The following is a 23,720-nucleotide window of genomic DNA, read 5'->3' on the forward strand; positions in this document are numbered from 1 at the left end:
ATCAAGATATGCGGAGATTGGGACATGAAATTCAGCATTGAACGTGCGGCACTATTGAAAGCGGTTGCGCAGGCTCAATCGGTCGTCGAGCGGCGTAACACGATCCCGATCCTCGCCAACGTCCTGATCGAAGCCGAAGGCGACAGCGTACAGTTCCGGGCGACCGATCTGGACATCGAAGTGGTCGACCGCGCACCGGCCAAGGTCGAACGGGCAGGGGCCACAACAGTGGCCGCTGTGACGTTGAATGAAATCGTGCGCAAACTGCCGGATGGCGCCTTGGTGACGTTGACCGAAGACGGTGCATCAGGCCGGTTGACGATTGAGGCTGGGCGGTCGAACTTCTCGCTCGCGACACTGCCGAAAGAAGATTTTCCCGTGATGGCGTCGTCTGAATATGCCGCGAACTTTTCGGCACCTGCACCGGTGCTGCGTCGCTTGTTCGACAAGTCGAAGTTTGCGATTTCTACTGAGGAAACAAGATATTACCTCAACGGCGTCTATATGCATGTGTCCGACAGCGACGGCGGCAAGGTGCTGCGTTGCGTGGCCACTGACGGCCACCGTTTGGCGCGCATTGACGCCGATCTGCCCGAAGGTGCCGCTGACATGGCGGGCGTCATCGTGCCCCGCAAAACCGTTGGAGAATTGCGCAAGCTGCTCGACGATGACGATATGCAGATCGCAGTCTCGGTGTCGGAAACCAAGATCCGTTTCGCGACCCCCGATATCACCCTGACCTCAAAGGTCATTGACGGCACATTCCCTGACTACACCCGCGTGATCCCGCAGGGAAACACGCGCAAATTGGAAGTGGATGCCAGCGAATTTGCCAAAGCCGTGGACCGTGTGGCGACCGTATCGTCCGAGCGTTCGCGGGCGGTCAAACTGTCGCTGGACGAGGACCGGCTGGTGCTGTCTGTCAACGCCCCCGACAGCGGTGCGGCGGAAGAAGAGCTTGCCGTGGCCTACAGCGATGAACGCTTGGAGATTGGTTTTAACGCCAAATACCTGCTCGAAATCGCAAGTCAGGTCGACCGCGAGAATGCGGTCTTTATGTTCAACTCTGCCGGTGATCCGACGTTGATGCGCGAAGGCAATGACACTTCTGCGGTCTATGTCGTCATGCCGATGCGCGTGTGACGGGGCCAGAAAATTTCGAAATTTCTGACCAGCGCCCATGAGTAAACTTGCGCTAACTGAACTGACACTATCTCATTTCCGCTCGCACAAACGTGTGGAGATGAATCTGACTGCGCGACCACTTGCGATCTTTGGCCCCAATGGCGCAGGCAAAACCAACATCCTCGAAGCTGTCTCGCTTTTGTCCCCCGGTCGTGGTTTGCGCCGCGCTGGTGCTGACGATCTAACGCGCCGGCCAGAAGCGCTGGGCTGGAAGATCACCGCGGTGTTGCAATCCCTGCATCAAACCCATGAGATCGAAACATGGGCCGAGGCAGGCAATCCACGCCAGCTTCGTATTGATGACAAAGCGGCCCCGCAAACAGCGCTTGGACGCATTGGGCGTATCCTGTGGCTGGTGCCGTCCATGGACCGGCTTTGGATTGAAGGCGCCGAAGGGCGCCGGCGCTTCTTGGACCGTGCGACGCTTAGCTTTGAGCCGACCCATGCAGAGGCCGTGTTGACCTACGAAAAGGCCATGCGCGAACGCAACCGCTTGCTGAAAGACATGGTGCGCGACCCGCATTGGTACACCGCGATTGAAGGTCAAATGGCCGAGGCCGGGGCAGCGATCCAGTCAAACCGGCATCGCGCGATCGAAGAGCTGTCATCGGCGCAAGAGGCCGCAACGACGGCATTTCCAACAGCAACGCTTGCGCTGACGTCTGCCGAACCCATTCCTGATGATCTGCAAGCGGCCCTTGCTGACAACCGCAACCGCGATATGGCGGCAGGACGTACGCTGATCGGCCCGCACCGCGCAGATTTGGATGCTGTGTTTGCCGATAAGGGTGTGCCTGCCAAAGATTGTTCGACCGGTGAGCAAAAAGCACTTCTGATCAGCCTGATCCTTGCCAATGGTCGCGCCCTTGCCCGCGACTTTGGCGCGCCACCGATCCTGTTGTTGGACGAAGTCGCAGCGCACCTTGACGCGACCCGCCGGGCCGCACTTTATGACGAGATATGCAGCCTTGGCGCGCAGGCTTTCATGACCGGGACAGGCGCGGAGCTATTCGAGGAACTGGGCGACCGGGCGCAGTATGCCGAAGTCACTGAAACGGATGGGCAATCCATCGTCACACAAAAGGACGCGCCATGACACCGCAACGCGTGACACTGATCACCCTCGGCGTTGCCGATCTGGAAAGGTCCAAGGCTTTCTATGGTGCGATGGGCTGGGTCCCGACGCGCGAAATGCCGGGTGAAGTGGTGTTTTACCAGATCAATGGCATGGCCTTGGGTTTCTTTGGCTTAGGCCCGCTTGCCAAAGATCAGGGGCGGCCTGATGCGACACTGGGAACTGGGGCGATGACGCTGGCACAGAACTTTGCAACCAACGCAGAGGTAGACGCCGCCTATGCATTGGCCGTCAAGGCTGGGGCGACGGCCCTCAAGGCGCCAGAAAAGGTATTCTGGGGCGGATACTCTGGCTACTATGCGGACCCTGATGGGCACGTCTGGGAAGTCGCGCAAAATCCGTTCTGGGAACTGAATGCGGACGGCAGTTTGACGTTGCCCGCAACATGACCATCAGCGTCTACGATCTTTTGCTATACGCAGGCGCGCTCGTCATCCTGTTCATGACGCCGGGGCCGGTATGGGTTGCGCTGCTGGCAAGATCATTGTCGGGCGGATTTCAGGCGGCGTGGCCGCTTGCCATTGGTGTGGCCATTGGGGACATCCTCTGGCCGCTTGTGGCGGTTCTGGGGGTCGCCTGGCTTGTCTCTGAATTTGCGGGCTTCATGGACCTGCTCAAATACGTTGCTGTCTTGGTGTTCATGCTGATGGGGGCCGCGCTGATCCGCAACGCAGACCACGCGCTTGATGCCAACAGCCGCCTGACGCGTCCCGGCATGTGGGCGGGCTTCATGGCGGGTGTCGCAGTGATCATCGGGAACCCAAAGGCCGTGCTGTTCTACATGGGCGTCTTGCCGGGGTTCTTCGATCTGAGCAGGGTTACCGCCCTCGATATGGTTGCGATTTGCACGCTGAGTTTTGTCGTGCCGCTGGTCGGAAACCTGCTTCTTGCGGCCTCGGTGGACCGGGTGCGGGGCGTCTTGAAATCGCCCGGCGCAGTTCGCCGGATGAACATCATCGCCGGGGTTCTTTTGATCGGTGTCGGTGTTGTGATTGGGTTGACCTAAAGGTCAGCGCAAAACCACAAAATCTTGTGTCATTTGCGTGACAAACGCCCCCAAAACGCATATATTTTGGGGATAAGAATACAGGATTTCCTTCATGGCCGACGAACCACAAAAACAAGAAGACTACGGCGCTGATTCCATCAAAGTTCTCAAAGGCTTAGAGGCGGTACGCAAGCGTCCGGGCATGTATATCGGTGATACCGATGATGGGTCCGGTCTGCATCATATGGTTTATGAGGTTGTCGACAACGGCATTGATGAGGCTCTGGCCGGTCACGCGGACCATGTTTACGTGAAAATCAACGCTGACGGATCGGTCACAGTGGGCGACAACGGTCGCGGCATTCCTGTCGGCATCCACGAGGGAGAAGGCGTTTCAGCCGCCGAAGTGATCATGACGCAGCTGCACGCCGGTGGTAAGTTCGACAGCAATTCGTACAAAGTATCGGGCGGTTTGCACGGCGTTGGTGTGTCCGTGGTGAACGCGCTGTCTGACTATCTGGAGCTACGCATCTGGCGGGACGACAAGGAGCATTACGCGCGTTTTGAGGGCGGCTTTACGACTGAACATTTGCGTGTCGAAGGCCCAGCCAACGGGCGCAAAGGGACTGAGGTGACGTTCCTTGCGTCGTTGGAAACCTTTACCAGTCGCGATTTTGAATTCAATCAACTTGAAAAGCGACTGCGCGAACTGGCATTCCTGAACTCCGGTGTGCGGATCATTCTAGAAGATTTGCGTCCGGCAGAGCCGCTGAAAGCTGACCTTTTCTATGAGGGTGGCGTGAAGGAATTTGTCAAATACCTCGACCGTTCAAAGACGCCGCTGATGGAAGAGCCAATTTATGTTGTCGGTGAGCGCGATGATATCGTTGTCGAAGTCGCGATGTGGTGGAACGATAGCTACAACGAAATGGTGCTGCCCTTCACAAACAACATCCCGCAACGCGATGGTGGTGCACACCTTGCGGGTTTCCGTGGCGCGTTGACCCGTGCGATCACGAAATATGCGACTGAAACAGGCATTTCCAAAAAGGAAAAAGTCTCGCTGACCGGCGATGACGCGCGCGAAGGTCTGACCTGTGTGCTGTCCGTGAAAGTACCTGATCCAAAGTTTTCCAGTCAGACCAAGGATAAACTGGTCAGCTCTGAGGTTCGCCCTGCTGTTGAAAATCTTGTTGGTGAAAAGTTGAACGAATGGTTTGAAGAAAACCCAGCCATCGCCAAATCCATTATTGGTAAGATTGTCGAAGCCGCCGCCGCCCGCGAAGCAGCACGCAAAGCCCGTGAAATTCGGCGCAAATCGGCGATGGATGTGAACTTTAACGCGTCCAAGTTGAAAGATTGTTCTGAAAAAGACCCCTCCAAGACCGAAGTCTTCCTTGTCGAGGGTGACAGTGCCGGCGGATCAGCCCAGACGGGCCGCGACCGCGGCACGCAGGCGATTTTGCCGCTGAAGGGTAAGATTCTGAATGTCGAACGCGCACGGTTCGACCGGATGCTGGGCAGTCAGGAAATCGGCAACCTTGTTATGGCGCTCGGCACAGGCATTGGGCGCGACGAATTCAACATCGACAAACTGCGCTATCACAAGGTCATCATCATGACCGACGCGGACGTCGATGGCGCGCATATTCGGACACTGCTGCTGACATTCTTCTTCCGGCAGATGCCGGAACTGATTGAGGGCGGCTACCTCTACATTGCCCAACCGCCGCTTTACAAAGTGGCGCGCGGCAAGTCCGAAGTGTACCTGAAAGATCAGCCTGCGATGGATGAATATCTGATTGATCAAGGCATCGACGGCGCGATGCTGCGCCAAGGCAACGGCGAGGAAATCGCAGGCGCTGATTTGCGTCGTGTCGTTGACGAGGCGCGCCAGTTGAAACGCGTGCTGGAAGCTTTCCCAACCCATTACCCACGCCACATCCTTGAACAAGCAGCCATTGCAGGTGCCTTCGTTCCCGGTGTTGTGGAAAACGATTTGCAAGGCACGGCTGACCGTGTTGCCGAACGCCTGAACCTGATCGCGCTGGAATGGGAACGTGGCTGGCAAGGTCGCATAACGCAAGACAAGGGCATGCGTCTTGCGCGTATTCTGCGCGGTGTGGAAGAGGTGCGCACGCTTGATGGCCCCATGCTGCGTGGTGGTGAAGCACGGCGGACCGGCACGTTCACGCAAAGCCTGCAAGAGGTCTATGACCTGCCGGCCACGCTTGTGCGCAAAGACCGCAGTCAATTGATCCACGGACCATTGGACCTGCTGAAAGCGATCTTGGAAGAAGGCGAAAAGGGCCTGTCCCTTCAACGTTACAAGGGCTTGGGCGAAATGAACCCAGATCAGCTTTGGGAAACGACGCTGGACCCTGACGCGCGCACCCTGTTGCAGGTGAAGGTCGAAGACGTGGCGGAAGCCGATGACCTCTTTACCAAGCTGATGGGCGATGTGGTCGAACCACGGCGCGAATTCATCCAGAACAATGCTCTGAATGTGGAAAATCTGGATTTCTAAGGCTTGCGGCGTATCGCTTTGAACACAAACGGTGCCAACGCGATCACCAGCGTAATGCGGATGATGTGCATGACCGACACATAAGTCACATCCTGACCCATCGCGAGGGTAAGCAGTGACATCTCGGTCAGGCCACCGGGCGAAAAGGCAAGGAATGCCTGTGCGAGGGGGATGCCGCTGATCATGACGATCAGTTCGGCAAATCCAACGGCGGCGATCAGCATCAGCAGCGATGCAATCGCCGACAGGCCAATATCGGTCCTGATCTCTGCCACTGTCGCGCCAATGAACCGCGTACCAATGATTGTCCCGATCGTAATCTGTGCGGCGATCACAAAGACCGTAGGTGGCGGAACAGTCACCCATCCCACAACATGTGCCACACCACTTAGGATCATCGGGCCAAAGACCGGGGCGGCAGGCAGGCGCAGCCATTTGCCCAAGACAGAGCCAACGACAGCACAGAGCCCTAAAACCAGATAGTCCAAACCTGTAATCTGATAGAGCCCCACCCAGTTTGCGGCCCCGCGCCCGCCGGTGGACACACCCAGCACCAGCCCAAAAAACAGCGCAACGAAGACGATGATAATCAGAACCCGCGCGGCATGGGCCAAGGCGATGCGGCGTTCATCGCCGCCCGCTTCCGCGCCGAGAATAAGCATCTCATTCAGACCACCGGGCATTGCTGAATAGAAAGCTGTCACCGGATCATATCGCCCGATCCGTCGATAAACTGCGTAGGAAATTCCCGCAGCACAGGCCAAAAACAGTGGCAATAACAGCAGCGTCAGTAGCCAGGTGCCCAGCAGCCCAAAAATCTCGGCGGTGACCCCGGACCCCAGCATCACACCGATCACCGGGATCACAAAGGGGCGCAGCCTATCCGGCCCGGCAATCGGGGCTTGCAACATGGCGGCGACAGTATTGGTGATCATCGGGCCCAGCATCCATGGCAAGGGTAGTCCTGCAAAATAGGCGGCCAATCCACCTGCCAGCCCAATTGCCAGCGCCACAAACTGTGGGATGAGGGGGTTTGCAGCACTCATCCCGATGGGCCTAGAGCCCGCCGATGTGGTGTGTGCCGCGTTCTTTGGCCAGTTGCATTTGCTTTTGACGTTCGCGGAAGCGGCCTTTGTCCTCTTCTGTCGTCTCATCAATGCAGTAATGGCAAGACACACCTTGCTCAAACGCCGGATGGGCGCGGTCCTCAGGGACAATGGGGCGTCGGCAGGCGTGACACAGGATATGCGGGCCTTCCGCCAGCCCATGCCCCACGCTGACGCGGGCATCAAAGACGAAGCATTCGCCGTCCCATTTGCTGTCTTCCTGTGGCACCTCTTCAAGATATTTCAGGATGCCACCTTTCAGGTGATACACATCCTCAACCCCTTGGCCCAGCAGGTAATTCGTGGATTTTTCGCATCTGATCCCGCCCGTGCAGAACATCGCAACACGCTTATTGTGAAACCGATGCTTGTTTTTTTCCCACCACTCGGGGAATTCACCGAAGCTTTTGGTTTCCGGATCGACAGCCCCCTCAAACGTGCCAATCGCGACCTCGTAATCGTTGCGCGTATCAATCACAGCGACATCTGGCGCGCTGATCAGATCGTTCCAATCAGCGGGGTCCACGTAGTTGCCAACGCGTGCCACCGGATCGACATCCGGTTGGCCCATCGTGACGATTTCCTTTTTCAGGCGCACCTTCATCCGGTGAAAAGGGGCCACTGTCGCGGTGCTTTCCTTATGCTCCAGATCGGCACAGCCGGGCAGGGCGCGGATTTGCGCGAGTACAGTATCAATGCTGCCACGATCACCCGCGATGGTGCCGTTGACCCCTTCGTTGGCCAGCAAAAGCGTACCCATGACCTTATGCGACTGGCACAATTCTAACAGCGGCCCCTGCAAAGCAGCGGGATCGTCAAAACGGGTGAAGTGATAAAGGGCTGCGACGGTAAACATGGGGCCTCAGATACGCCTGTCGGATCAAAGGGGCAAGTCACGCGATGCAGCGATGGCCAGACCATCGGCAACGGCGGTAAATGCCTCTGCGCGTTCAAGGGCAGCGTGGGGGAACATCGTGATCATAATGTCCTCAACCACCTTCAAAAGGCTGGAGCCACCCACAAAAACGATCTTGCCAATCTGTGCGGGCGATACATCGGCCATGTTCAGCGTCTCTTGCGCACAATCGGCGATCTGTGCTGCATGGTCTGCCAGCACGTCATCCATCACCGCTTGGGTCAGCTGCGCCCACAATGCAGGCTCAATAACGCGCAAATCAATGCCAGCTTCGCACAGATCAGGCTGGTTCAACTGGATTTTTCCGGCCTCGACGGCAAAGGCGATGTCGTGGCCCAGTTCCATGTCCAGCACCAGTTTCAGCCTGGCAAAGAGTGCGGGATCAATGCCCAGTTTTGCAAAATCCGCAGCCATCCGCCGGTTCTCAGCCGAATAGACAAACGGAATTTTCTGCCATGTCGCGAGGTCATTGAAGATCGCATTCGGCGCGACATGACGCCCTTCGCCCAAAGCATTTCGCACCTCAGCACCGCGTCCCAGCAACGGCATAACTTTGGAAATACTGATTGAGCGGTCAAAATCCGTCCCGCCCACGCGGACGCCGTGGCTGGCAATAATGCGGGTCACATCACCATCGCGTTCAAAGATCGAAAAGTCAGACGTGCCGCCACCAATATCTACGATCAAACCCAAGTCACCCTTGGCAAGTGGACCACTCGCCAGTGCTGCCGCCTCAGGCTCAAACATGAAAGACACGTCTTTGTACCCGGCAACCATATAAGCCTCGCGTAGATCAACCTCGGCCTGTGCATTGCGTGCGGGGTCGGTTGAATGAAACCGAACGGGGCGTCCGGAAAGGGCGGTATCATAGGTCTGCCCTGTCTCAGCCTCTGCGCGTTCCCGGATCATCCGCAGAAACCGCGCAACAACCTCAATCAACGTAAGCCGTTCATAGGCAATCTGACGTTTTTCGCGCATCAACGGCGTGCCCAGTACCGATTTCAGCGCACGCATGAACCGCCCTTCGCGACCATCAATCAGCGCGGCATTGGCAACTGACCCATAGGTCGTGACTTTGCGGTCATAGTCAAAGAAAACGGATGTCGGCAGCGTCTTGCGCCCCGGTTCTATCGTGATCAGATGCGGACGACCCGCAGCCATCACCCCTGCTGCGGTGTTGGAGGTCCCAAAGTCGATACCCAAAGTCGCCATTTCAGCCGCCCGTTCAAATGTGAAAGACGCAGGCGATATGAAAAACAGGGGCAAAGCGCAAGTCCCCGCATTAAGTGGTCGCGGTTCGATCATTCCCTCGCTAACGTGGCTTCATCGAAATGCGGAGCCTGCCATGACACACGCCCTTCTTGTGGTTGACGTTCAGAACGACTTTTGCCCCGGCGGTGCGCTGGCTGTGGCAGGCGGGGATGACATCGTCGCGGGCATCAACGCGGCTATGGCGGGTTTTGATGCGGTCATTCTGACGCAAGACTGGCATCCGGCGGGGCATTCGTCTTTTGCATCCAGCCACAATGCAGAACCCATGAGTATGACCGAAATGCCCTATGGCCCGCAGGTGCTTTGGCCTGATCACTGTATCCAAGGCACGCAGGGTGCGGCGTTCCATGCTGACCTGCAAACGGACCGGGCTGATCTGATTATTCGCAAAGGTTATAACCCGGCCATCGACAGCTATTCGGCGTTTTTCGAGAATGACAAAACAACACCAACCGGATTGGAAGGATATCTGCGCACGCGCGGTATCGACACGCTGACACTTGTGGGGTTGGCGACGGATTTTTGTGTGAATTACTCGGCGGTCGATGCCGCCAAACTGGGGTTCAATGTGACTGTGGATATGGCGCTCTGCCGGGCCATTGATTTTGACGGTTCACTTGATGTGGCCAAAGAGGGCATGACGGGCGCTGGTGTGAGCCTCGCCTAACGTCCCCTACCAGCGAACCAGACGGACGACACGCCTGCCACCATGATAATGGCAAGACCTGCAAGGCTAAGCCCATCAGGCCATTGCCCAAAGACCGCCCAGCCGATCACCATGGCCGCCAAAAGCTGGCTGTAGATCAATGGCGCCACGACGCCCGCTGGTGTCGTGCGGTTCACAAGCACCAGCAAAAGGTTGCCCCCGGCCGACCCAAGCGCCGAGATGGTGATCAAGCCAAAGAGGGACAGTGACACATCAGGAATTGTTGAAAACGCAAAGGGCGACAATAGGATGGCACCGATAAGAAGCTGTGAAAACAACAAAAACCGAGGCCGGAATTCACCTGCCAACCACCGTGTCGCCACCAGATATGCGCCGTGAAAACAGCCTGCCAGAATGGCAAACCCCATGCCGGTCGTCATCCCAAAGCCGGGGCGTACGACAAGCAAAACACCTGCAAAGCTGATCAACAGCAAGAAGGTCCGCACCGGCGTAATCCGTTCGCCCAACAGCGCGGCGGACAGGAAATACGACACGACAGGCCCCACAAAGAACCCGGCGAAGACATTCGCCATCGGCTCGGTTTTCAGTGCCGTCAGGATGCTGACAATGCCACCCACGATCAGACCTGCGCGCAGGTAAAGTCGCCAATCGGCAAAATGGCTCCGGTCGGCCCGGACCAATCCGCAAAGCGGGGCCAGCAAGAGCGCGGCAAGTGCAAAACGGGTCCAAGCCACAAAGGTTTGCGGAAATCCAGCACCAGTCAAAACAGTCGCTGCGGCATCACCGCCCACGATCAGCGTCATAGCCAAAACAACCGCACCAACCAATCGGGCGGAATAGGGTGATGCCGTCATGTGATCAGTGCCTTTGCGTGCGTTTGCGGCGCTTAAATCACATCAATGCTTGTGTTGCGACATAGAACAGCAGGACCAAACCCAGCATTAATCCGCCCAGTGCCATCAGGCGACGGCCTTTCTTTTGCTGCGATGCGATGCGCGCCGCCGCAAGTTCTGTGTCGATACGTGGTGACTGCCTTGTGGGGGCAAGCAATTCGTTTTCGATGGGTTCGGCTTTGGACAAGGCTTCCATAAACGCTTGAAACTCGAACCCACCCCAATTTGCGCCACTCAGGTTATGGGTGCCCAGGTTCGCCGAAAGCTTTTCAATCACCGCGATGCGGGCGTCCTCGTCCCGGACCGGAAAGCGACCCGGCGGGGCTCCACTATCATAGTGCTGCAAGGCGAAACCGCTGTCAGTCAGGAAGCTTTGCACCACCGCATCCGCCTGCTTTAGCGCCGCAACGGTTTGCGGATCGCGGAACATCGCGACTTTCTCAGCGCCGACCCCGGTGATTTCGAGATCGTTGAACGTATCAGGCAGGCCCGCGGGCGTCACCGCGACCATGTCAAAATCATAACGCAATGCCATGTTGTTACGGCCCCCTTGCCACCCCTGCGCCCAATTGATCTAACACGTAAGCGCCGATAGGGGGAACTGAATATGGTCGACATTGCCACGCGGGTCTGGAACCACAAATGGAAGATTGACCCGATTGTGCGGTCGCTGATCGACACCGATTTTTACAAGCTGCTGATGTGCCAGTCGGTGTTTCGCAATCATCCTGACACGCAAGTCACTTTTTCTCTGATCAACCGGACGAAAACAATCCACTTGGCAGACCTGGTCGACGAGGGCGAGTTGCGCGAACAGCTTGACCATATCCGGTCGCTTCGGCTGACGCGCGGCGAAAGCACCTGGCTGCGCGGTAACACGTTTTATGGCAAACGGCAGATGTTTACCCCTGCCTTTATGGAGTGGTTCGAAAACCTGCAACTGCCACCCTACCATCTTGAAAAGAGGGATGGGCAATATGAGCTGACGTTTGAAGGCACATGGCCCGAGGTCATGCTGTGGGAAATTCCAGCCCTTGCCGTGATCATGGAATTGCGTAACCGGGCCGTGCTGGCTGACATGGGCAAATTTGAACTTCAGGTGCTTTATGCCCGCGCGATGACCAAGCTTTGGGAAAAAGTCGATCACCTCAAACCGATCACCGATCTGCGCGTTGCTGACTTTGGGACCAGACGCAGGCATTCCTACCTGTGGCAGGACTGGTGCGTGCAGGCGATGATGGAAGGCCTCGGCCGTAACTTTACCGGTACATCCAATTGCCGGATCGCCATGATGCGCGAAATCGAGGCGATTGGTACAAACGCCCATGAATTGCCCATGGTCTATGCTGCTTTGGCTGACACCGATGAAGCGTTACGACAGTCACCCTATGATGTTTTGGCCGATTGGCAGGAAGAACATGACGGGAATTTGCGTATCATCTTGCCTGATACCTATGGCACCGAAGGGTTTCTTGCAGGCGCGCCAGACTGGTTGGCGGGCTGGACCGGCATTCGCGTCGATAGTGGTGATCCGGCAACGGGGGCTGAAACCGCGATCAATTGGTGGACATCGCGGGGCGAGGATCCACGCGAAAAGCTGGTCATCTTCTCGGACGGGCTTGATGTTGAAAAAATCTCTGAGCTGCACAAACAGTTTCATGGTCGCTGTCGCGTCAGTTTTGGCTGGGGCACGATGCTGACCAATGACTTCAAGGGGTTGGTGGCTGATGATGCGCTGGCACCGTTCTCGCTTGTTTGTAAGGCGGTCAAAGCCAACGACCGACCGACTGTTAAGCTGAGTGACAATCCGCGAAAGGCGATGGGTCCTGCAGAGGAAATCGCACGGTATAAGCGGGTCTTTGGCGTTGGTCAGCAGGACGAAATGGAGGTCTTGGTCTAGCCATCAGTTCCAACTGCACTGCGCCGACTTATGCGACTTCGACCGCGCTGTTGTCGTTGCCATAAGCCACTTGTGCTCGCCCTTTTCCTGCGCGCTTTGCCAACAGTAGTTGCGTATCAGCGCGGTCAATCATGTCTTGCAGGGGCAAATCTTGCTTCGTCCAATAGGCCCCAATGCTGATGGACACAGCAAATGTATTGCTGTCATGGGTGAACTTCTGACCGGATACGACAGCGCAAAGTCTGTCACCGACCGCCTGTACATCTGCCGCATCAAGGCCCGGCATATAGATAGAGAATTCGTCACCGCCATGCCGGGCAAAAATTGCTTCGCCACGGATAGTCTCGCGGATGCGCGCGGCCATGATTGCAAGCGTCGCGTCGCCCGATGGATGGCCAAACGTATCATTGATGTGTTTGAAGTTATCAATATCGAAGTAAAACAGCGCGTGCCCGCGAGAGGCATCGAACTTCGCTGAGCCAATCTCGCTCTCCATGCCACGCCGATTTAGCAGATGTGTCAGCGCATCGGTCTGGGCGTGGGCGGCAAGTTCCTTATTGTCCTGAAAGTAACGCATTTCCCGTCGAAAGACCAAACCAATGGCAACAGTACCGATGACGTTGCAGATAAGCAGTGTTGGAAGGATAGATACAAACAGGTCTATGGCCAGATTGCGTGGCAGTACAAACAGCGCGAAAATCGACAAGGTCATCGCGAAACCCAGAAGAATGTCGCTTAGGATCTTGTTGGTGATGCGATTTCGCATCAGATAGTACCAGGCGATTGCAATCCCAAAGGCAAGAAACAAGCCGACGACCCCGGTAAACGTGCCGGCACCCCCAATAAACAATCGGCATGCGACCCCAGCCACCAACGCAACGGCACCAGCGACCGGCCCAACGAATACGACCGCACTACCCAACAACAAGGTGCGCGTGTCAAAGATCAAACCTTCACCAAGTGAGAGCGGGTTGGTCATTCCGATCACAATTGTTGCGCCGAAAAGGATACCGAATGCCAATTGTTCATGCTTGGTTTCGTGATAACGACGCAAGATCGCATTGAACAGAAACGCAAGACCCAAAAGGGCAATAACGGGGGTAAGCAGGATTTGAAATTGTAGCATAACGGAACATCCAACGATCGAATGCTCTCAGATATTAACCAAATCCCTTAACAATCGGTGACGAAAACCAAGAAATTGCGTTACCCGCTTAGTCATCAACCTTTCCGCGCAATGCTTTCACTTCGCTGCGCGCCTTCTTTCCTGCCAAACGACGTTTTACCGATCCATAGGTCGGCTTGGTTGGAATGCGGCGTTTCGGTTTTTCGCAGGCCCGTCTGATCAGATCGACAAGCCGTTCTTTGGCGATCTCGCGATTGCGTGCTTGGCTCCGGGTTTCCTGAACAAACAGCACAATTGCACCGTCTAAGGTCCAGCGGCGCCCGGCCAAACGCTTCAACCGGGCTTTCACCGTGGCAGGCAGATTGGGTGAGCGTTCGGCCTCAAAACGCAATTCCACGGCTGTTGATACCTTATTGACGTTCTGCCCGCCGGGACCAGAGGACCGGGCAAAGCTTTCCGTCAGCTCCCAGTCGGCGATCTCGATTTGATCATTGATTTTCATCTTGCTCTTCAAGCTCCCGTCCGAGGAATAACAAAATTCTGGAATTTTGCGAGCCCCACAGAAAAAGGGCCACCCCGGCGACGGGATGGCCCTTTCCTGAATCACGGAGGTGGGTCGGTTAGGATCTCCACCTTGGGTGTTCGTCAGCCAAGGGCTGCCCTAGCTGCGATCCTCCCAAGTTGTCCCGACACACTTCTCCAATACCTCATGATGCACTGGATCACCTCCTTTCAAATGTTTCGCCTGAAAAGAGAGTCGCACAGATTTGGTATATTTCAAGTAAAAAGATACCTGATTTCGTGTTTAGGCGCCGCGCAGCAACAGACGCGTCACAATGATGCGGAACGGAACCAAAGCCAGCAGCGCAATGGTTAGCTTCACACCCCAATCTGCAATGGCCAAAGTCACCCAAAGCGGCGCGTCAGGGCCGGTCAGCAAAAGCGGTGCGGTGTCTTGCGCCCATATCACTTCTTCGGCCGCGGATGTGCTGAAGCTGTTGAATGCAGCGGCGAATGCGATCGAGAAAAAGATCGCCGTGTCCACGGTTGACCCTACAAGCGTGCTGCCCAGCGGTGCTTTCCACCACGATCCTTCGCGTAGGCGGTGAAACACTGCGATATCAAGTAGTTGTGCCACCAAAAATGCTGTGGCTGAGCCAATCGCGATCCGCAGGGCGACGGCGGGATATTCGAAACCATCCCCTTGGATCATGATTTGGGACCCGACAAGCGAACAGGCGATCCCGACGATCAGACCAGAGAACACAACCTTCCGGGCCGCCGCTGGTCCATAGACCCGATTCATCACATCGGTCACCAGAAAGGCGAGCGGATAGGTAAACGCCCCCCAAGTCAGCAGCCCATCAAGGATCAGGAATTGCACAAGGATATTGGACGCCACAACAATGATGGCCATGGCGAGGACGCCGGGAAGGATACGTGTCATTTGATAAATTCCGTTTTGACAAGGGTGCGGCACTTGGCCCCCGGTTGCCGGGGACATCGGCGATCTAACGCCGCTGGGCTACTGCGTCAATCGGTATTCCACGATCTCGGTTCGTTGAAAGCTGCGAAAGTTGTCGTCGGAGATCAGGGTGATGCGTAGGCCGTCGGTGTCTTTCCAGACGCTGATCCCTTCCAGATTGTCATGGGTCCGCAGGCCGGTTTCCAGGATCAGTTCCTCGTTACTGCCATCCAACGCAAACCGTCTGATCCGGTTGCGAAACCCGATCCCGGCAAAGTCACGCTCCAGAATATAGAGCAACCCGTCGGGTCCGATATCAGCGCCTGAAATCAGGTAGGGACCTGTGCGCCGAATATCAAAGGGCTGATCCCAGACACCGTCTTTGAAGCGGTAAACCGGAAAGGGGGTTGTCGCCCGCCCAGACCTCTCTGGCATGGTATAAAGCGCGCCGTCCGGCCCGATCGCCAGCGCTTCCAGCGAGGAGTTGATTTGAAGACGTTCAAAAGCGGCTGATGTGATCAGCGGTGATGCTGGTTGATCAATACCGTCGAATTTGCGGATGCCATGTGCCGCTTCGAACGACACCCAAAGCAACCCCTCTGCGCCAACCGCCAGCCCTTCGCTGTCATTTTCCTTGCCTTGCAAGGCCACGCCATTTTCATTCGTCAGACGGTGAAGACCTGTCAATTCCACATCATTGATGATGCCGCGCTCTCTTTCGAAACGGCCCTCTACAAAGCTTCCACGATCGCTTAGGGCGATAAAACCACTACCGTCGGGTGTCACTTCAATGGCTGAGAAACCGCCAAAGCGAGGGTCGGTGACTGACCATTCGTAGCTGCCTAGAAACACCGCTTCTGCATAGGCAGGCACGGCCCTGAGAAGGACAAAAAAGCAGAGAAATCGCAGCACTTATTCAGCGTTCAGCACGTTCAGGCACTGGCCTGGTAAATTGGCCATCGTCAATTCGGCACGCGGTGTGGGTGGCGGTGCATCAGGATCGGGTGGTGGTGGGTTCAGGATGCGGTCAACCCAGCCTTGCGCCTCGGCGCAGCCATCACCGGGTGGCGGCGGGGCTTGATTGGTGCATCCAACAGAACCCTCAGGGCAGTTCAGCCGCACGTGGAAATGGTAATGATGCCCCCACCAAGGGCGCACTTTGTTCAGCCAGCTTCGATCACCGGTTGCGGAATTGCACATCGCAACTTTTGCACCGGGGAAAACAAAGATGCGGGCTGTGCGTGGATCAGATGCGGCGGCGCGAATGATCGCTTCATGCTGTGGGGTCCAGCGATTGTTGGTGAATGCACCCGCGCTGCGACGCATCGAAATGGACGACAGGTTCTCGCGTTCCTGCACCGTCAGATCAAGCCGGTCCGGCGGCAGCATCCAGATATCAACGTCCAACCCCGTCTGATGGCTGCGATGCCCGGTCAGCATCGGTCCACCGCGCGGCTGGCTCATATCGCCGACATATAGTCCTTCCCAACCCGGTTGCGTGGCGGCAAAACGGCTGAGGTCACGCACATATTCGATGGTTTTGGGTTGCGCCCAATTGCGGTTGCGCGACAGGCGCATCGCCTGCCATGTCGGTCCGGTTTCGGGCAATTGCTGGGCGCCGGCCTGACAGCCGCGCGCATAGCCGCCAAAAGGCTGGGGTGGTTGAGGTGAACTGACGGGTGCTGCACCGAAAAGGGTCTTTGCGACCCGCGTGTCGCTGACATTCTGGGTTGCAAGACTGACAGCAGGCGGATCTTCGGCCTGACATGCTGTCAAACCTGCCATCAATACTGCTGCGATTATGAAGCGGACCATTCTGCGCGATCTCCGTCTTTATTGACCCATCGTAGCAACAAAAGGCCAATCAGGAAAAGGAAGATTACGGGCAGGAACCCTAATTGATTGTTACCGGTCATCACCGTGAACAAAGTGATCAACGCAGGAGCAAGAAATGCAGTCGCTTTACCGGTCAGCGCAAAAAGGCCGAACGCCTCGGCTGGGCGATCAGGATGGGTATGGCGGACCATCATCGACCGGGATGAGGCATAGACAGCGCCACCCGCCCCGCCGATACAAACGCCACAAATGTAGAAGATGATGTCGGGCAAGGCGGACCCTTCGGCCAACGGCACACCAAAAAGCGTCTCGCGGGACATGCCAACGATGGTCACAGAGACAAGGATCAACACCCATACGGCGATCCGAATGACGGGTTTGGGGCCAATCCGCGAGTCCGCGAGCCCGGACAGCCAAGTGGTCACCGCAGCGGCAATGGCAGCGATAATGCCGAAGATACCAATTTGTGTGGTTTGCCAGTCCAGAACCAAGGCTGCGTAAACGCCGCCAAAGGCATAGAGGGCATTCAAAGCATCACGGTAAAACATCGACCCCACAAGAAAGTTCAGCAGGCTTTTGCGATGGAAGACAGAGCGCAGGGTCTCCAGAAGTTCGCCCCAAACGGCGCTCAGTTTCGTGGATTTCTTTTCGGCTTTTGGGTTGTCACGCACGAACATAAAGAAGGGGATGATAAAGATCGCATACCAAAGTGCGATGAACGGCCCCACAAAGCGGGTGCCTTCGCGCAGGTCAGGGTCCAAGCCAAACAAAGGGGTCAATCCCACGAATGTGACCCCTTGATCGTTCTCGGCAAAAAAGATCAGCATGATGAACAGCGATGTCACACCGCCCCAATACCCAAACGCAGCACCCGAGCCGGATATGCGCCCCACCTCTTGATCGTTGCCAAGCGAGGGCAAGATCGCGTTGACGAAGTTCAGCGCGCTTTCAGCAGCAAAAAACCCCACATAGAAGATGATCAGGGTCAGCATGATGGTGGACCCATCGGGCGTCAGACCCCAGAGCATGAACGCGGCCACGACATAGACCACGGAAAAGAAAGCAATCCACGGCATTTTGCGGCCAGAGTTATCGGCAAAAGCCCCCAAAAACGGGGCTGTAAATGCGATCATAAGGCCAGCAACCGTTTGCCCCAGTGACCAAACCGCCTGCGATTGCGCTTTGGCGGCGCCATCGTCCAGTCCGGTACTGAGGAAATACTCGGTCGCGACAACCGCGAAATAGGGGCCGAAGATAAAGGTCAGGCCAAGTGTATAAAAAGGTTGCGATGCCCAATCAAAGGCCATCCACCCCCAGATACGTTTCTTTGCCACTGCCATATGTCTTACCCTGCGCTTGCCTTGCGGGAATAAGACACAGATAAGCCCTTGGCTGGCAAGAAATCTTTCTTACGACGTACCGTCGTTTGCGGGTGGCCAGGGCCTTGTATTGTCGGCATCAATCCACGCCTGCACCCAAGCCGGTTTTTCGGGTGAGGGCTGATCCATACCGATAGCGGCAAAAACATGGACCGGGTTCACGATCCCGTTCTTGTCGGTCACAGCAGAGCGGTAGAGCGCCTGAACCGCACAGTCTTCGCCGATCCAGATGGTCTGTTCCAAGTAAAAGAAACGCTCGCTCCAGCCGACAGCCTTGCTGACGATGCGGAACTTGACGAAAGGTCTTATGCGTTTGCGATAGCGGACAGACGACCCGGCAATGGTGAGGCCCCAGCGGTTTTTGCGCAACGCTGTCAGCAACCCGACACGCTGCGCAAGGCCCGTGCGGCCAAGGTCCAGTATCGTCAGGATACGCCCGTTGTTCATTTCCATGAAGTAATCAAGATCCTGCGGCCAGCACCGATGATGCGACACATGACTGCCTAATGCATGAAGGGGCGGCATGCGGCGGGCCTTCACGACTTCTTTAATCAAACGTACCATAGGATACATTGGCGGCGTCCTTTGCTTTGATGCATGAATGCGCGTGCTTGACGTAAACGTCAACTTTGACCTCGCGGCAACCTTGGACTTGCCGGGGCAGGCGCAAGTGCTTAGGTCATGGCCGACGAAACAAAGGACTTCACTTCAATGCTGACAATCATCCAAGCTATTCTGCTCATCCTCGGCGTTGTCCGTTTCTTCGTGATTGCCCATTTTATCATGAGCTGGCTGATCCGTTTTGAAGTGCTTAACATCCGGCAAGAGTTCGTGGGGCAGGTCTGGTATGGGTTGGAACGCATCCTTGAACCGATATACAGCCGTGTGCGCCGTTTCATGCCCAATCTGGGCGGCATTGATCTGTCACCCATCGTGGTTCTGGTCGGGATCGAGATTTTGCGCATCTTCCTGATCAACAACATGATGGCTTTTGCCTAGTCAGGTTTTCGCCAATCGGCCTTTTGAGGTGCAGCAATCGGTTGCGTCACAGCCAAAATTACTGAAAACTACCTGAAATCGGGGCAACGCGGTGTGCACGGGCACGCCGCCAATTCGGGAAAATTGATATGGGTCTTATGAACATCGGGAAGAAAAGCGTCGCAGTAGTTCTGTCCGCGCAACTGGTTCTGGCAACACAAGCGGTCACAATGGCGCAGGCAGAGATGCTTGGCACGGATGCCGCGATCAACAAATACACCGCTTTGTCGAACCGCAACGCGTTGATGGACGAAATGCAGCGCGCTGACGTACAGGCGGGCATTATCGAGCTTGGCATTGATCCCGCAGAAGCCGAGGCGCGTTTGGCCGCACTGTCTGACGCCGAGATTTCGACGATCCTGACGCAGATGGAACGCGACAATGCCGGTGCGGACATCGTAGGAACCCTGTTCACGGTCTTCATCATTCTGCTGGTGACTGACCTCCTGTGCCTGACACGGATCTTCAACTTCACACGTTGCGTGCGCTAACGCGCCTATGTCGCCGCTTTGCCTGCCTGCTGGCTTTATGCTGGCTGGCGGCTTGTGCTGTGCCATTCGATCCTGACGCGCGACTGACGATTGATGCGCCGACCCGCGCCCAAGTGTCGGGCGTGCCATTGATCCAGCAAGAGGCGTTTTATTGCGGCCCCGCCTCAATCGCGATGGTGATGCAATGGGCCGGTGCGGATATCAGCCAACAAGATGTTGCAGCGCTGGCATTCAGTCCGGGAGCTGGCGGGACCTATCTGGCTGATATGATTGGCAGTAGTCGTCGCTTGGGGCAGCTTGCGGTTGAGATCGGCGACTTTGACCAGCTGCTCGCCGAAGTTGCCGCAGGTCACCCGGTAATCGTTTTCCAAAACCTCGGCCTGGGCGTTTTCCCGGTGTGGCACTACGGTGTCGTCACAGGCTACGACTTTGCCAAGGATGAGGTTTACCTGAATTCCGGCCAGTTAGACCAAATGGTGATGCCTTTCGCGGTCTTTGAGCGAACATGGCGGCGCGGTGACTATTGGGGGCTGGTTGTGTTGCCGCCCGATCAATTGCCTGTCAGTGCCGCAGAAACCGACGTGCTGTCAGCTGCGGCAGCACTGGAACGTGTGGACCAACTTGAGGCCGCAGAAGCGCTTTATGAAACCGGCGCGGCGCAGTGGCCTGAAAACTGGCTTTGGCAATTCGGACTTGGTAATGCACGCTATGCCCAAGGAGACCTGCGCGGCGCGCGGCAGGCGCTGAGGCGGGCAAGAGCACTTGATCCATCAATCCCCGAGATTCGCGCGAATCTTGCTTTTGTAGAAGCCGAGATCGCCAGCTAGCGCCACCCAACAGAAACCCCGGTAACCCATCGGAAATCCCGCATGGCGCAAATGTCGCGCTGGCGGTCGCGCACGACCTTTCGATAAATCCGCGCAAATGGTCTATTCTGGACAACAAAGCCCGGAGAACGCGCATGTCAGACCACATTACCTTCACGCTCGACGGCCAGTCCGTGACCGCCGCACCGGGTGAAACGATCTGGGAAGTGGCCAACGGACGCGGCCTTATCATCCCGCATCTGTGCCACAAGCCCGCGCCGGGCTATCGGTCTGACGGCAATTGCCGGGCATGCATGGTCGCTATTGAAGGCGAGCGCACGTTGGCTGCGAGTTGTATCCGTGAACCGTCCGAAGGTATGGTTGTGACCACCGATCAGCCGCGTGAGAAACAGGCGCGCCGGATGGTCATGGAACTGCTGGTTGCGGATCAGCCAGCCCAAGAGGTTGCACACGACAAGTCATCCCATTTATGGAACATGGCCGCGACGCAAGACGTCAGCGACAGCCGCTTTCCGGCGAAAGACCCCGACCACATCCCGCTGCTTGACGACAGCCACGTTGCGATGTCGGTGAACCTTGACGCTTGCATCCAATGTGGTCTTTGCGTGCGCGCCTGTCGTGAAGTGCAAGTCAACGACGTGATCGGCATGGCCGGGCGCGGCGGCACCGCCTATCCGGTGTTCGACATGGACGACCCAATGGGCGCGTCATCCTGCGTGGCCTGTGGTGAATGCGTGCAGGCTTGTCCAACGGGGGCATTGCTGCCCGCGACCGTCACGGATGAAAAACAGATGGGCGACACCAAGGATTATGACCGCGAGGTCGAAAGCGTTTGCCCGTTCTGCGGTGTTGGCTGTCAGGTGTCGCTGAAGATCAAAGACAACAAGGTCAAATTTGTCGAAGGGATCAACGGCCCAGCCAACGAAGGGCGTCTTTGCGTCAAAGGGCGGTTCGGGTTCGATTACATCCACCATGATCACCGCCTGACCAAACCTCTGATCCGCCGCGAAGATGCGCCTGCAAAGGGTCTCAATGTGGACCCAGCCAACTGGCAAACGCACTTCCGCGAAGCGAGTTGGGAAGAAGCGCTCGACTTTGCAGCCAAGGGCATGAAGGACATTGGCGGCAAGGGCGTTGCGGGGTTCGGGTCGGCCAAATGCACCAATGAAGAAGCCTATCTTTTCCAGAAACTGATCCGCCAAGGCTTCGGGCACAACAACGTCGACCACTGCACGCGACTGTGCCATGCATCCTCTGTTGCGGCGCTGATGGAAAATGTCGGCTCAGGCGCTGTAACTGCAACCTTCAACGAGATTGAAAACGCTGATGTCGCCATTGTCATCGGGGCCAACCCGATCGAAAACCATCCGGTTGCTGCGACCTACTTCAAGCAGTTCACCAAACGCGGTGGCAAGCTGATTGTGATGGACCCGCGCGGTCAGGCGCTCAAGCGGTTTGCTTCGCATATGCTGCAATTCCGGCCCGGCGCTGATGTGTCGATGCTGAATGCGATCATGCATGTGATTGTCGAAGAAGAGCTTTACGATCGTCAATACATCGAAGCCTACACCGAGAATTGGGAGGCCGAGAAAGCGCATCTGGCGGACTTCACGCCCGAGAAAATGGAAGGTATCTGCGGCATCCCCGCCCAGACCCTGCGCGATGTCGCACGCACTTTCGCAGGTGCCAAGGCCGCAATGATTTTCTGGGGCATGGGTGTCAGCCAACACATCCACGGCACCGACAATTCGCGCTGCCTGATCAGCCTTGCGCTGATGACCGGTCAAGTGGGGCGCCCCGGCGCTGGCCTGCACCCGCTGCGCGGTCAGAACAACGTACAGGGTGCGTCTGATGCCGGGCTGATCCCGATGTTTCTGCCTGATTATCAGCCTGTGGGCGATGATGGTGTGCGCTCTGCCTTTCAGGAGATTTGGCAGGAGGGGTCGATTGACCCCAACAAGGGCCTGACGGTCACGGAAATCCTTGATGCGGTGCACACAGGCGACATCCACGGCATGTATATTCTGGGCGAAAATCCAGCGATGTCCGATCCAGACGTTGAACATGCGCGCGATGCGCTGGCGAAACTCAAACACCTTGTTGTGCAGGATATTTTTATCACCGAAACGGCAAACTACGCTGATGTGATCCTGCCTGCCTCGGCCTTTGCGGAAAAGTCGGGAACGGTCACGAACACCAATCGCCAAGTACAAATGGGCCGCCCTGCGGTGCCGCCACCCGGCGACGCGAAAGAGGATTGGTGGATCACCACAGAGCTGGCCAAACGGCTTGGCCTCAGCTGGGCATATACCCATCCCTCCCAAGTCTTCACCGAGATGGCGCTGTCGATGAAGTCGCTGAGCAACATCACATGGGACCGGCTGGAAGAGCAGAATGCGGTGACCTACCCGTCGCTGTCGCCGACAGATCCCGGCCAGCCGATCGTGTTCGGTGACGGTTTTCCGCGCGAAAACGGGCGGGCGAAATTCACACCCGCCAGCGTGATCGCACCAGATGAAACACCCGATGCAGAATACCCGATGATCCTGACCACCGGGCGGCAGTTGGAACACTGGCATACCGGGTCCATGACACGGCGGTCAAAGGTGCTGGACGCGGTTGAGCCCGAGGCGAACTGTTCCTTGCATCCCTCGACCTTGCGAAAGCTGGGGGTTGAACCGGGTGGTCTTGTCACGCTGTCCACCCGCCGCGGCAGCATCACGATCATGGCGCGCGAAGACCGCGCAGTCGCCCCCGATATGGTGTTCGTACCTTTCGCCTATGTCGAAGCGGCCGCGAATGTTTTGACGAACCCGGCGGTCGATCCTTACGGCAAGATCCCAGAGTTCAAGTTCTCCGCGGTAAGAGTCGAAAAGGCGAATGGACAGGTCGCGGCAGAGTAACAATCGGCCCATCTGCCTTTGGTTTATTCCACGCTATTGAATAGCAGCCCTGCACTGGCCTAGCCT

Annotated in this window: 23 protein-coding genes; 11 read left to right on the forward strand and 12 right to left on the reverse strand. The window is 56.7% G+C overall.

Annotated features, from left to right (window positions below; genetic code table 11):
- Positions 1-24: 24 nt before the first annotated feature.
- The 5 genes from dnaN to gyrB all read left to right on the forward strand — a co-directional run bounded on the left by dnaN (position 25) and on the right by gyrB (position 5,835).
- On the forward strand, positions 25-1,143 hold the full coding sequence (gene dnaN, locus MWU60_RS09500) for a DNA polymerase III subunit beta (RefSeq protein WP_247227034.1): 1,119 nt from the start codon (positions 25-27) through the stop codon (positions 1,141-1,143).
- A 37-nt stretch (positions 1,144-1,180) separates the two neighbouring features.
- Positions 1,181-2,281: a DNA replication/repair protein RecF gene (gene recF, locus MWU60_RS09505; RefSeq protein ID WP_247227035.1), complete on the forward strand. Its 1,101-nt coding sequence runs from the start codon at positions 1,181-1,183 to the stop codon at positions 2,279-2,281.
- Positions 2,278-2,709 (forward strand): VOC family protein, encoded by a 432-nt coding sequence (locus tag MWU60_RS09510; protein ID WP_247227036.1) that lies wholly within the window; start codon positions 2,278-2,280, stop codon positions 2,707-2,709. The genes recF and MWU60_RS09510 overlap by 4 nt, the downstream gene beginning before the upstream one ends.
- Complete coding sequence (locus MWU60_RS09515) at positions 2,706-3,326, forward strand: LysE family translocator (protein ID WP_247227037.1); 621 nt, start codon at positions 2,706-2,708, stop codon at positions 3,324-3,326. The genes MWU60_RS09510 and MWU60_RS09515 overlap by 4 nt, the downstream gene beginning before the upstream one ends.
- A 94-nt stretch (positions 3,327-3,420) precedes the next feature.
- Positions 3,421-5,835, forward strand: coding sequence for a DNA topoisomerase (ATP-hydrolyzing) subunit B (gene gyrB / locus MWU60_RS09520; protein WP_247227038.1), 2,415 nt, complete (start codon positions 3,421-3,423; stop codon positions 5,833-5,835).
- Here the strand turns inward: gyrB and MWU60_RS09525 are convergent.
- From MWU60_RS09525 to MWU60_RS09535, 3 genes are read right to left on the reverse strand one after another with little or no spacing between them, the layout of a single operon-like run.
- A complete protein-coding gene (locus MWU60_RS09525) occupies positions 5,832-6,881 on the reverse strand; it encodes an AbrB family transcriptional regulator (RefSeq protein ID WP_247227039.1) in 1,050 nt (349 codons plus the stop codon). The two genes, gyrB and MWU60_RS09525, sit on opposite strands and share 4 nt — an antisense overlap.
- A gap of 10 nt (positions 6,882-6,891) precedes the next feature.
- Positions 6,892-7,797, reverse strand: coding sequence for a rhodanese-related sulfurtransferase (locus tag MWU60_RS09530; protein WP_247227040.1), 906 nt, complete (start codon positions 7,795-7,797; stop codon positions 6,892-6,894).
- A 24-nt stretch (positions 7,798-7,821) separates the two neighbouring features.
- Positions 7,822-9,123 carry an Hsp70 family protein gene (locus MWU60_RS09535; protein ID WP_348644680.1) on the reverse strand — a complete coding sequence of 434 codons (1,302 nt, stop codon included), beginning with the start codon at positions 9,121-9,123 and terminating at the stop codon, positions 7,822-7,824.
- A gap of 79 nt (positions 9,124-9,202) precedes the next feature.
- On the opposite strand from MWU60_RS09535, the gene pncA reads away from it, so the two are divergent.
- Positions 9,203-9,796, forward strand: a complete 594-nt coding sequence (pncA, locus tag MWU60_RS09540; RefSeq protein ID WP_247227041.1) for a bifunctional nicotinamidase/pyrazinamidase — start codon at positions 9,203-9,205, stop codon at positions 9,794-9,796.
- On the opposite strand, the gene MWU60_RS09545 is transcribed toward pncA, so the two are convergent.
- Both MWU60_RS09545 and MWU60_RS09550 read right to left on the reverse strand, forming a co-directional pair.
- Entirely contained in the window at positions 9,793-10,650 is an 858-nt protein-coding gene (locus MWU60_RS09545; RefSeq protein WP_247227042.1) for a DMT family transporter, read from the reverse strand. The two genes, pncA and MWU60_RS09545, sit on opposite strands and share 4 nt — an antisense overlap.
- A 37-nt stretch (positions 10,651-10,687) precedes the next feature.
- Entirely contained in the window at positions 10,688-11,224 is a 537-nt protein-coding gene (locus MWU60_RS09550) for a hypothetical protein (RefSeq protein WP_247227043.1), read from the reverse strand.
- A gap of 72 nt (positions 11,225-11,296) precedes the next feature.
- Between MWU60_RS09550 and pncB the strand changes: the two genes are divergently transcribed.
- Complete coding sequence (pncB, locus tag MWU60_RS09555; protein ID WP_247227044.1) at positions 11,297-12,589, forward strand: nicotinate phosphoribosyltransferase; 1,293 nt, start codon at positions 11,297-11,299, stop codon at positions 12,587-12,589.
- 28 nt (positions 12,590-12,617) lie between these two features.
- Here the strand turns inward: pncB and MWU60_RS09560 are convergent, their stop codons facing one another.
- The 7 genes from MWU60_RS09560 to MWU60_RS09590 all read right to left on the reverse strand — a co-directional run bounded on the left by MWU60_RS09560 (position 12,618) and on the right by MWU60_RS09590 (position 18,968).
- On the reverse strand, positions 12,618-13,715 hold the full coding sequence (locus MWU60_RS09560; protein ID WP_247227045.1) for a diguanylate cyclase: 1,098 nt from the start codon (positions 13,713-13,715) through the stop codon (positions 12,618-12,620).
- 88 nt (positions 13,716-13,803) lie between these two features.
- Positions 13,804-14,217 carry an alternative ribosome rescue aminoacyl-tRNA hydrolase ArfB gene (arfB, locus tag MWU60_RS09565; RefSeq protein ID WP_247227046.1) on the reverse strand — a complete coding sequence of 138 codons (414 nt, stop codon included), beginning with the start codon at positions 14,215-14,217 and terminating at the stop codon, positions 13,804-13,806.
- A gap of 303 nt (positions 14,218-14,520) precedes the next feature.
- Complete coding sequence (locus MWU60_RS09570) at positions 14,521-15,162, reverse strand: queuosine precursor transporter (RefSeq protein ID WP_247227047.1); 642 nt, start codon at positions 15,160-15,162, stop codon at positions 14,521-14,523.
- A 78-nt stretch (positions 15,163-15,240) separates the two neighbouring features.
- Positions 15,241-16,053: an esterase-like activity of phytase family protein gene (locus MWU60_RS09575; protein WP_247227048.1), complete on the reverse strand. Its 813-nt coding sequence runs from the start codon at positions 16,051-16,053 to the stop codon at positions 15,241-15,243.
- Positions 16,054-16,092: 39 nt separating this feature from the next.
- Positions 16,093-16,995 carry a penicillin-insensitive murein endopeptidase gene (gene mepA / locus MWU60_RS09580; protein WP_247227049.1) on the reverse strand — a complete coding sequence of 301 codons (903 nt, stop codon included), beginning with the start codon at positions 16,993-16,995 and terminating at the stop codon, positions 16,093-16,095.
- A complete protein-coding gene (locus tag MWU60_RS09585) occupies positions 16,980-18,356 on the reverse strand; it encodes an MFS transporter (RefSeq protein ID WP_247227050.1) in 1,377 nt (458 codons plus the stop codon). The genes mepA and MWU60_RS09585 overlap by 16 nt, the downstream gene beginning before the upstream one ends.
- A gap of 69 nt (positions 18,357-18,425) precedes the next feature.
- A complete protein-coding gene (locus MWU60_RS09590; RefSeq protein WP_247227051.1) occupies positions 18,426-18,968 on the reverse strand; it encodes an acyl-CoA thioesterase in 543 nt (180 codons plus the stop codon).
- Between the two features lie 138 nt (positions 18,969-19,106).
- Here MWU60_RS09590 and MWU60_RS09595 point away from each other — a divergent pair, with 138 nt between their 5' ends.
- The 4 genes from MWU60_RS09595 to fdhF all read left to right on the forward strand — a co-directional run bounded on the left by MWU60_RS09595 (position 19,107) and on the right by fdhF (position 23,654).
- Positions 19,107-19,394 (forward strand): YggT family protein, encoded by a 288-nt coding sequence (locus tag MWU60_RS09595; RefSeq protein WP_247227486.1) that lies wholly within the window; start codon positions 19,107-19,109, stop codon positions 19,392-19,394.
- A 128-nt stretch (positions 19,395-19,522) separates the two neighbouring features.
- A complete protein-coding gene (locus MWU60_RS09600; protein ID WP_247227052.1) occupies positions 19,523-19,924 on the forward strand; it encodes a PA2779 family protein in 402 nt (133 codons plus the stop codon).
- The gene (locus tag MWU60_RS09605) at positions 19,912-20,751 is read left to right on the forward strand and encodes a PA2778 family cysteine peptidase (protein ID WP_247227053.1); all 840 of its coding nucleotides are present in this window, start codon (positions 19,912-19,914) and stop codon (positions 20,749-20,751) included. Before MWU60_RS09600 ends, MWU60_RS09605 begins: the two co-directional genes overlap by 13 nt.
- A gap of 134 nt (positions 20,752-20,885) precedes the next feature.
- Positions 20,886-23,654: a formate dehydrogenase subunit alpha gene (fdhF, locus tag MWU60_RS09610; RefSeq protein ID WP_247227054.1), complete on the forward strand. Its 2,769-nt coding sequence runs from the start codon at positions 20,886-20,888 to the stop codon at positions 23,652-23,654.
- The last annotated feature ends 66 nt before the right edge of the window (positions 23,655-23,720 follow it).

The organism is Yoonia sp. F2084L (genome assembly GCF_023015625.1).
Lineage (GTDB): Bacteria > Pseudomonadota > Alphaproteobacteria > Rhodobacterales > Rhodobacteraceae > Yoonia.